This window comes from Bacillus sp. JST-5 (assembly GCF_057747715.1).
In genome coordinates this window covers 1-9,791 of the sequence record NZ_JBYLHW010000083.1, presented here as the reverse complement: position 1 = coordinate 9,791, position 9,791 = coordinate 1, and the positions used below count along the sequence as shown (strand labels likewise).

10 protein-coding genes are annotated in these 9,791 nt (G+C 35.0%); 7 read left to right on the top strand and 3 right to left on the bottom strand.

All coding sequences use genetic code 11. The annotated features are described in order from the left end of the window. Positions 1 to 165 precede the first annotated feature (165 nt). Positions 166 to 693, bottom strand: coding sequence for a gamma carbonic anhydrase (locus AC3ASS_RS12715; protein ID WP_488283898.1), 528 nt, complete (start codon positions 691 to 693; stop codon positions 166 to 168). 138 nt (positions 694 to 831) lie between these two features. Here AC3ASS_RS12715 and AC3ASS_RS12710 point away from each other — a divergent pair, with 138 nt between their 5' ends. Together AC3ASS_RS12710 and AC3ASS_RS12705 are read left to right on the top strand one after the other, a co-directional pair. Then, on the top strand, positions 832 to 1,899 hold the full coding sequence (locus AC3ASS_RS12710; protein WP_488283897.1) for a tetraprenyl-beta-curcumene synthase family protein: 1,068 nt from the start codon (positions 832 to 834) through the stop codon (positions 1,897 to 1,899). A gap of 82 nt (positions 1,900 to 1,981) precedes the next feature. Then, positions 1,982 to 2,983: an LLM class flavin-dependent oxidoreductase gene (locus AC3ASS_RS12705; protein WP_488283896.1), complete on the top strand. Its 1,002-nt coding sequence runs from the start codon at positions 1,982 to 1,984 to the stop codon at positions 2,981 to 2,983. A 47-nt stretch (positions 2,984 to 3,030) separates the two neighbouring features. Here AC3ASS_RS12705 and mnmM read toward each other — a convergent pair whose 3' ends face one another. Both mnmM and mnmL read right to left on the bottom strand, forming a co-directional pair. After that, positions 3,031 to 3,603 (bottom strand): tRNA 5-(aminomethyl)-2-thiouridylate-methyltransferase MnmM, encoded by a 573-nt coding sequence (mnmM, locus tag AC3ASS_RS12700; RefSeq protein ID WP_488283895.1) that lies wholly within the window; start codon positions 3,601 to 3,603, stop codon positions 3,031 to 3,033. Beyond that, entirely contained in the window at positions 3,600 to 4,559 is a 960-nt protein-coding gene (gene mnmL, locus AC3ASS_RS12695; protein WP_488283894.1) for a tRNA modification radical SAM protein MnmL/YtqA, read from the bottom strand. Before mnmL ends, mnmM begins: the two co-directional genes overlap by 4 nt. A gap of 161 nt (positions 4,560 to 4,720) precedes the next feature. Here mnmL and AC3ASS_RS12690 point away from each other — a divergent pair, with 161 nt between their 5' ends. The 5 genes from AC3ASS_RS12690 (at position 4,721) to glpK (ending at position 9,505) form a co-directional block, all read left to right on the top strand. Next, complete coding sequence (locus AC3ASS_RS12690) at positions 4,721 to 4,984, top strand: YtzC family protein (protein ID WP_488283893.1); 264 nt, start codon at positions 4,721 to 4,723, stop codon at positions 4,982 to 4,984. A 241-nt stretch (positions 4,985 to 5,225) separates the two neighbouring features. Then, entirely contained in the window at positions 5,226 to 6,416 is a 1,191-nt protein-coding gene (locus AC3ASS_RS12685) for an MDR family MFS transporter (protein ID WP_488283892.1), read from the top strand. Between the two features lie 447 nt (positions 6,417 to 6,863). Next, positions 6,864 to 7,121: an HPr family phosphocarrier protein gene (locus AC3ASS_RS12680; protein WP_488283891.1), complete on the top strand. Its 258-nt coding sequence runs from the start codon at positions 6,864 to 6,866 to the stop codon at positions 7,119 to 7,121. A 43-nt stretch (positions 7,122 to 7,164) separates the two neighbouring features. After that, positions 7,165 to 7,971 (top strand): MIP/aquaporin family protein, encoded by an 807-nt coding sequence (locus AC3ASS_RS12675; protein WP_488283890.1) that lies wholly within the window; start codon positions 7,165 to 7,167, stop codon positions 7,969 to 7,971. A gap of 43 nt (positions 7,972 to 8,014) precedes the next feature. Continuing rightward, positions 8,015 to 9,505: a glycerol kinase GlpK gene (glpK, locus tag AC3ASS_RS12670; RefSeq protein WP_488283889.1), complete on the top strand. Its 1,491-nt coding sequence runs from the start codon at positions 8,015 to 8,017 to the stop codon at positions 9,503 to 9,505. The last annotated feature ends 286 nt before the right edge of the window (positions 9,506 to 9,791 follow it).

Here is a 9,791-nt window from a genome sequence, read left to right as displayed (position 1 = left end):
TCTACGTCATACTTAATTGAACCGCCGTATACCGAACGGTACGTACGGTGGTGTGAGAGGTCGGGGGTTAGTCACCCCCTCCTACTCGATTTGTTTTTTAGACAGTAATGATGATTTTTGCCTTGGACACAACATTCATTATAATTTTTCAACTATAATGGTAAATTAAACTTTTTTATTTTTCTGTTGGAGTGATTTATAATATTGTCCTCTTTCTGTATATTCGCGAACAATTCTCTCCATGTCTTTAATATCTTCTTCGTTTAACATTCGTATAACTTTCGCAGGTCTCCCGAACGCTAGAGCTCCTGGAGGAATTTTTTTCCCTTGAGGAACGAGACTTCCAGCGCCAATAAATGCTCCTTCACCAATTTCAGCTTGATCTAAAATTATTGAACCCATTCCGATTAATGCTTTTTTGCGAATAATGCAACTATGTAAAATCACTTGATGTCCAATAGTCACTTCATCTTCGATAATTAATGGATTGTTTGGACTTTGATGGAGAACACAGTTATCTTGGATACTTACTTTTGATCCGATATAGGTTGGAGCGACGTCCCCACGAATCGATGTATTAAACCAAATATTCGTATAATCTCCTATTGTCACATCACCGCTAATGGCTACATAATCAGCAATAAATGCTGTTTTTGAAATGACAGGGGTTTTTCCGTAGTATGAATAAATCACGAACATCCATCCTTTCGTTATGAATCATTGTTAATTTTTTAAGATAAAGAATTAGGTATAATAGTATAATAACTAATTTTATCGTAAGATTGTCTATATGAATAAAAGTAGGCTTGCCCAAATTATAGAGGTGAAAACATGTCTGTACCATTAAATGCTCTTCAATTAATGTTGAAGTCATATAAATATATTTTCCCAACGGTAAATGAACAACTAAGCTATTGGAAGGAACGAGCGAGACAAATTCCAGATCCTGAGTTAAGAAAACAAGCATTAGACAGTATAGAGTTAAAAACATTTCATTGCGAAGGGGGAAGTATTTTATCTTTATTAGCTCCTAATTGTTACAAAGAAATTATTACGTTTATTGTTGCTTATCAAACCATTAGCGATTATTTGGACAATCTTTGTGATAGAAGCACATCATTAGACCCTGAAGATTTTAAGGCATTACATGAATCAATGCTTCATTCCATTTCTCTAGAGGAAAATCTTCCGAACTATTATCGATATAGAGATCATCAAGATGATGGTGGATATTTACATGAATTAGTAAAAACTTGTCAGGCTATTTTAAAAACAGTGCCAGCATATTCTTATATTAAAGATGATTTAATTGAACTATGTCAATATTACTGTGACTTACAAATACATAAACATGTTGTTGAAGAAAAAAGAATTCCTAGGCTAATGCAATGGTTTAATACTCATAAACATAAATTTCCTCCTATGGATTGGTATGAGTTTTCTGCATCGGCAGGATCTACATTGGGCATTTTTTGCCTTGTTACATATGCTTTTCGAAATGATTTTAAAGAGGAACATAGCAGGAAAATTAAAGATGGGTATTTTCCTTTTATTCAAGGGTTGCACATTTTACTCGACTATTTCATTGATCAAGAAGAAGATCGTCTAGGTGGAGATTTGAATTTTTGCTTTTACTATAAAAATGAAGAGGAGATGTTTGAACGCTTTTTACATTTTATTAGGGAAGCTGAAAAAAGTACAAGCCTTTTGCCACATGCAAAATTCCATCAATTAATTAGTGATGGACTTTTAGGGATTTATTTATCTGATGAAAAAACAAACTCCTCAAAGAAAATAAAAAAGTTAGCGAAAAAGTTACTGAAAGAAAAAGGATTTACGAGTTACTTTTTTTATTTAAACGGTAAATTGTATAGAAAAATGAAGACAAAATTTTTATAGAATCATGTTTGTGAGCACCTTTTTCGACATTTGTTATCTTTTCATTCAAAATAGAAGTGATGAAAAACTAGAGGTGTTTAACATGAAAATAAAACTTAGTGTTCTTGATCAATCTCCAATTTCGGAAGGACAAACGGCAGAGGAAGCCTTAAAACAAACGGTTCAATTAGCACAATTTGTTGAAAAACTTGGATATGAGAGATTTTGGGTTTCCGAGCATCATGATACGACGGGGTTAGCAGGTTCTTCACCAGAAGTTTTAATTTCTTATATTGCTGCGAAAACGAAAACGATTCGAGTGGGATCTGGTGGTGTTATGTTACCCCACTATAGCCCTTATAAAGTGGCAGAAAACTTTAAAGTATTGGCAGGATTAGTACCTAATAGAGTGGATTTAGGAATTGGAAGGGCTCCTGGTGGAATGCCGAGAGCAACGATTGCTTTACAAGGGGGAAGAAATCGAAACGTAGATCAATACCCTGAGCAGGTGGAAGAATTATTAGCTTATTTGAACGATGATTTAGATAAGGATCATATGTTATATGGTTTAAAGGCTACCCCGATAGTCGAAGCGATTCCTGAAGTATGGCTACTTGGATCAAGTCCATCAAGTGCGCAATTAGCGGCAAATTTAGGTTTACCTTATACATTTGCATTATTTATAAATGGTGAAGGTGGAGAATATTATATGAATATGTATCTTCGCCATTTCAAACCTTCAAAGTATTTAAAAAAACCGAAAAACATGACGGCAGTTTTTGCTATTTGTGCTGAGACAGACGAAGAAGCAGAAAAAATTGCTTCAAGTATCGACTTATCATTTCTTTTATTAGAACAAGGAATCCCATCTCTTGGTACACCTAGTCCAGAAAAAGCGGCTCAATATGAATATAGTCCCTATGAACTTGCACGAATTCAAGAAAATCGTAAACGGATGATTATTGGAAACCCGAAAAAAGTGAAAGAAGAAATCATTCAGTTATGTGAAAGATATGAGACTGATGAAATTATGTTGGCAACGATTACTTATGATTTCAATGACAAGTTAAAATCGTTTGAATTAATCGCAAATGAACTTTTATAAATGAAAAAAATCCAAAAAGAGCATGATTGAATTGCTCCTTTTGGATTTTACTTTTTTTCGATAGCAAAAATAAATGGAGGGTTATTTTTTTGATTAATAAATTGATAAAGTAGAACATTTGCTATATTTTGATCGAGGGAGATTAAAAATTTGTGCAACTGTTCTTGTTCTATTTTCCCTTCTTCATGTCCAGAGTATACAACTAAAATGATTAAACCTTCTGTTGTGATAATTTCTAGCAATTGTTTAACTGCTTCAATGGTTGTTTCCGGTTTTGTAACGATTGATTTATCTCCTTTTGGCAAATAACCAAGGTTAAAGATGGCTGCCTTTACTTTGCCCCAATGTTCATTTGGGATACATTCTTTTATATATTGATGCCCTTTTTGAAATAATCGGACTTGATTAAGGGCATTGTTCTCTTCCAATCGTTTTTTTGTATTTTCGATAGCTTTTTCTTGTATATCAAAGCCGTATACTAAGCCAGATTTTCCAACAAGTTGAGCTAATAAAAGTGTATCATTTCCATTTCCTATAGTTCCATCAACAACAATATCACCTGCTTGTACAATTTTTTTTAAAAGAGAATGGGAAAATGGAATGATTTTTTCTAAAGTCATACGAACTTCTCCTCTTTAGCCTTAAAATAAAACTTTCCTTGCCAACTGTTTCGTCTTTCAAGTTCTTGATCGATGGAATTCATAACCTTCCATTTGTTTACACTCCACATGGGACCAATCATTAAATCGATAGGACCATCACCAGTGATGCGATGAACAATCATTTCCGGGGGTAAAACTTCCAACTGGTCACATACTAATTGAACATATTCGTCCATCGATAAAAACTGTACGAGACCTTTTTCATATTGTTTGACCATTGGTGTCCCCTTCAGTAAATGAAGAAGATGGATTTTAATACCTTGAACGTCAAGTTTGGCAACTTCTTTTGCGGTTTCAAGCATCATATCATATGTTTCAAGCGGTAATCCATTAATAATATGTGAACAAATACGAATGCCGTGCTTTCTTAATTTTTGAACTCCATCGATATAACATTGATAATCATGGGCACGATTAATTAAGTTAGCTGTTTTTTCATGCACCGTTTGTAAGCCAAGTTCAACCCATAAATATGTTCGTTCATTTAATTCTGCCAAATATTCTACCACATCATCAGGTAAGCAATCTGGTCTTGTAGCGATAGATAAACCAACCACTCCATCTAATTTTAACACTTGTTCATATTTGGAGCGTAATACATCCACAGGTGCATGTGTATTGGTAAAAGCTTGAAAATAAGCGATATATTTTCCGTCTTTCCATTTTTGATGCATTTGATTTTTTATTGTATTAAATTGCGTAACTAAGTCTTCTTTTCTATTTCCAGCAAAATCACCTGAACCACTAGCACTACAAAATGTACATCCGCCAAAAGCAACGGTCCCATCACGATTTGGACAATCAAACCCTGCGTCCAAAGAGATTTTAAATACTTTATGACCGAATGTGTTTTTTAAATGGTAATTCCATGTATGGTATCTTTTATGATCAAATGAATATGGAAAAGGATTCATCCTGAACCTCCATTAGGGAATGTTATGTTCGAATTTTATCATGGAATGTTTGAATAAGCCAACCTATATGAATGGAAACAATTGAATGAGAAATTTTGTCTGATTTGTTTAAACTAACATTGAAGAGAATGGGCTCTTCATATTTGAAAAGGGGGTTCGACATGACTACGAGAAAGTCCATAGACCATCTCCTTAACCGAGTGGATGAAACGGTCCGCTTTGCAGAGGAACAGTTAAAAGAAAAATCGAGACAAGAATCAGTGAATGAAACAGAATATACCGAGGCTTTAATGCAACTAGAAGAGACATATAATGATTTAATGAAAACGATGAATAGCGCAAGTCCAGAACAACGCGAGCTTCTTCATCGCAAGCGTTTATTACTGCAACAAATACAAAATGATATGATTCTTTCGGATCATTAAAGGAGATTTTCTCAACCATTTATAAATGGTAACAAATACAAATGAAAAATTAAGTTACGACTGTCCATAATAGGAATAGGCAGATGACCATTCTACCCGGCTATTCTTTCATAAAGATGGCCGGGTATATATTTTGATAAAAAATGTATCTATGGACTTATAAATTTTTCTTGCTCTGGATTAAAAAAAGCTCTAAAATATTTAGGTATTCGAAATAAACGCAAGATAGGGGAGTCAAACGATGCCAAAAATTATTTGGCTATTAGTGATTGGGATGGTTGTGAACGTAACTGGAAGTTCGTTTTTATGGCCATTAAACACAATTTATATACACGACTATTTAGGAAAATCCCTATCGCTAGCAGGGATTGTTCTCATGTTAAATTCTGCAACTACTGTCATAGGGAATTTATATGGTGGATATTTATACGATAAAATAGGCGGATATAAATCAGTTATGTTAGGGATCTTTATAACCCTTGTGTCCCTTTTAGGTCTCACTTTTTGGCACGGTTGGACACATTATGTTATTTTTCTCATTTTAATTGGATTAGGAACAGGGATTGTTCATCCGGCAATGTATGCAATGGCCGGGACTTCATGGAAAAGCGGAGGACGAAAGGCTTTTAATGCTATGTATGTAGCTGCAAATATTGGGGTTGCTATCGGATCCGCTTTAAGTGGAGTTGTGGCATCATTCTCTTTTCAACTTATTTTTTTGGCAAATTTCCTGTTTTACTTTATATTCTTTTTTATTGCCTTTTTTGGCTATCGTTCCATTACGGAAGTTCGAACGAAAGATGGTATACAAAGAGAAAAGAAAAGACTTGTTATATCTAAAAATTTTATAGCAGTGCTAATTGTAAGTTTTGGTTTTTTACTTTGTTGGGTAGCTTACGTCCAGTGGCAGACAACAATTGCAACATATACGCAGGAAATTAATATTACTTTAAAACAATATAGTTTATTATGGACCATTAACGGTATGATCATCGTATTAGCACAGCCAGTCTTGTCAAGAACCATTAAATTTATTTTAAAAACGGTCAAACTTCAAATGATTGTAGGACTGTTTATTTTCATCGGTTCTTTTTTAATCGCTTCAGTCGCTGAACATTTTAGCGGATTTGTTGCGGCAATGACGATTATGTCGATTGGAGAAATGCTCATTTGGCCAGCGGTACCGACAATTGCAAATGAGTTAGCACCAAAAGGCAAAGAAGGTTTTTATCAAGGTGTCGTTAATTGTGCCGCAACATGCGGTCGGATGATTGGACCTTTGCTTGGAGGATTGATCGTTGATTATTTTGGAATGTCATATTTATTTTTAATACTTATTGGATTATTTATTATTGCCATGATTACAACATTAACCTATGATCGTGTCATTAAAAAACAAGAAAATGATAATTGTGTACAAATTACATCATGAATTATTAAGAGATAAGGAACATCTATTTAGGTCCTTATCTCTTTTTTATTTTGCTCCAAAAACTTATATCTTAAATAACATGTTTGATGAAGTTTTGAAATATATATGGACAAAAGACTCTTTTTTGTAAAGGAGGGAAAATGTTGTAAAGGAAACCCATCAACCAGTAAAGCTTTGGTAGGTATTTAAAATTTAGGCTTTTGTTCAATTGTAATTTTAATGTCGGAATTAGTGGAAGTAATATCAAATATGACATTTATAAAACAAGGAATCGTTCTCGTACAGAATGTGATGTGTGAAAGGGAAAAATTTCATGATTTTTCTTGTAGAAGGTACCTATGTTGCAACTATTGAAAGCGGGATTGGAAGCAATGTAATCCAAATATTAACATTTACAATTAAAATGTAAGGGCTTTCTAAAATGAATAGTAATAGAGGTGTTATGACATGATTGAACAACAAGTCATTGTTTCCGTCCCGGCGGGAATCCATGCCAAATCTGCTGCAGAGTTAACAAAAATAACAAGGAAATTTGAAAGCGATATTTATATTAAATCTGATCGAAAAATGATTAATGCCAAAAGCGTCCTTAGTTTAGTCGGTGCAATTATTAAAGAAGGCGATGAAGTAACAATATCGTGTGATGGAAAAGATGAATCAGACGCGTTAAGAGCAGTTATTAATTTTTTTATTCAAAAAAGTTAATTGATTTATTTTATTGATTGAAAAAATAAAGGGGGAATTCTTCATGTCAGCCTTCTTAGCGGAATTAATTGGGACGATGATATTAATTATTTTTGGTGGTGGTGTCGTCGGAGGAGTAGTGTTGCGTGGTACTAAATCAGAAAATAGCGGTTGGATTGTTGTTACATTTGGATGGGGACTTGCAGTAGCTATTGCTATTTATGCTATCGGTAATTTTAGTGGAGCACATATTAACCCTGCTGTTACACTTGCCCTAGCTTCCATTGGTGATTTTCCTTGGAATGATGTACCTGCATATATTTTAGCGCAAATGTTAGGGGCGATCATTGGTGCAGTTGTTGTTTACTTTCACTATTTGCCACATTGGAAAGAAACTACCGATCAAGAAGCAAAATTAGGAGTATTTTCAACCATTCCTGCCATTCGTAGTCTACCAGCTAACTTATTAAGTGAAATGATTGGAACATTTATATTAATTGTAGGGATTTTATCGATAGGCGCGAATCAATTAGCAGAAGGACTAAATCCGTTATTAGTCGGCTTCTTGATTATTGCCATTGGTTTGTCATTAGGAGGAACAACAGGATATGCTATTAACCCAGCCCGTGATTTAGGTCCGAGAATCGCTCACTTTTTCTTACCTATACCTGGAAAAGGAAATTCAGATTGGGGGTATGCGTGGGTACCAGTGATTGGACCGATTTTTGGGGGTATATATGGAGCATTATTTTACGAAGCCATGTTTTTAGGAGAGCTTAGTCCAGCTTTCTGGCTTGGGTCTGTAATCTTTTTACTTGTTGGTGTGTGGGCTTTTGTTTATGATAAAGGAACAAATAACAGAACAGTATAGCTATCATCGTAAGACTTTATTGTGTGAATAAGGGGGAATTCTTTTGGAAAAGAAATATGTTTTAGCAATTGACCAAGGAACGACAAGTTCAAGGGCCATAATTTTTAATAAAAAGGGAGAGATTGTAAAGATTGCTCAACGAGAATTCACACAATACTTTCCTAAACCAGGGTGGGTGGAACATAATGCGAACGAAATTTGGGGCTCGGTTTTAGCGGTAATGGCAGAAGCACTTTCAGAAGCAGAAATTAAACCAGAAGAGATTGCAGCAATTGGTATTACGAATCAACGTGAGACAACTGTTGTATGGGATAAACAAACAGGTAAACCGATCTATAACGCTATCGTTTGGCAATCTCGTCAAACAATGGATATATGTGAAAATTTAAAAGAGCAAGGATATGATCAAATTATTAGAGATAAAACAGGGTTATTAATAGATGCATATTTTTCAGGAACAAAAGTGAAATGGATTTTAGATAATGTGGATGGTGCGAGAGAAAAGGCAGAAAAAGGAGAGTTACTTTTTGGTACCATTGATACTTGGATTATTTGGAAATTATCTGGAGGAGCTGCACATGTAACAGACTACTCCAATGCATCCCGTACGCTTATGTATAATATCTATGATTTAAAATGGGATGAAGAGTTATTGAATATACTACAAGTTCCATCATCCATGCTACCAGAAGTCCGCCCATCATCGGAAGTTTACGCGTATACTGATCCTGCACATTTCTTTGGACAAAAAGTTCCGATTTCTGGAGCGGCAGGAGACCAACAAGCAGCTCTCTTTGGCCAGGCATGTTTTGAAGAAGGAATGGCCAAAAATACGTATGGAACCGGATGCTTTATGTTAATGAATACGGGGGAGAAAGCTGTAAAATCTGAACACGGGTTATTAACTACTCTTGCCTGGGGAATCGATGGAAAAGTGGAATATGCATTGGAAGGAAGTATATTTGTAGCAGGCTCAGCTATTCAATGGTTACGAGATGGGCTTCGCATGTTTAAGTCTGCTGCTGACAGTGAGTCTTATGCAGAAAAAGTGGAATCAACCGATGGAGTCTATGTCGTTCCTGCCTTCGTAGGGATGGGAGCACCGTATTGGAATAGTCATATGAGAGGAGCCGTTTTCGGTTTAACACGTGGAACGACAAAAGAACATTTTGTTCGTGCAACATTGGAATCCTTAGCCTATCAAACAAAAGACGTCCTTCAAGCAATGGAAGCTGATTCCAATATTAGGCTAAAAACATTACGGGTAGACGGTGGAGCGGTAAAGAATAATTTCTTAATGCAATTCCAAAGCGATATTTTAGGCGTGCCAGTCGAGCGTCCAGTTATTAACGAAACCACTGCACTAGGAGCTGCTTACTTAGCTGGATTAGCGGTCGGTTTTTGGAATAGCCGTTCTGAAATTGCTGACCAATGGAATTTAGAAAAATCATTTACGCCTCAAATGTCAGAAGATCAAAGAACAAATCTATATAACGGATGGAAAAAAGCTGTGAAGGCAGCTATGGAATTTTAATAAAGAAAAAGGGCAGTAAACTTGGTTTATTGCCCTTTTTACCTATTTTATTAGTTATAAAGATTCATTTTAGTATAAGCGTAGGAATCGTTTTTATTATTAAAACTAATATAGTAGTAACTAAAGTTGTAGAATTTAGATGTTATATAAAATATTTTTCACTCCTTCTAAACAACCGAGTATTCTACATCTTTAGGAGAAATAAAAGAAGTCCTGCGGTAATATGTCAAGCACCAAAATCAAAGGAATTGGAAATTCTAAACCGCAAAAGTTCTAAAAAAGGCAA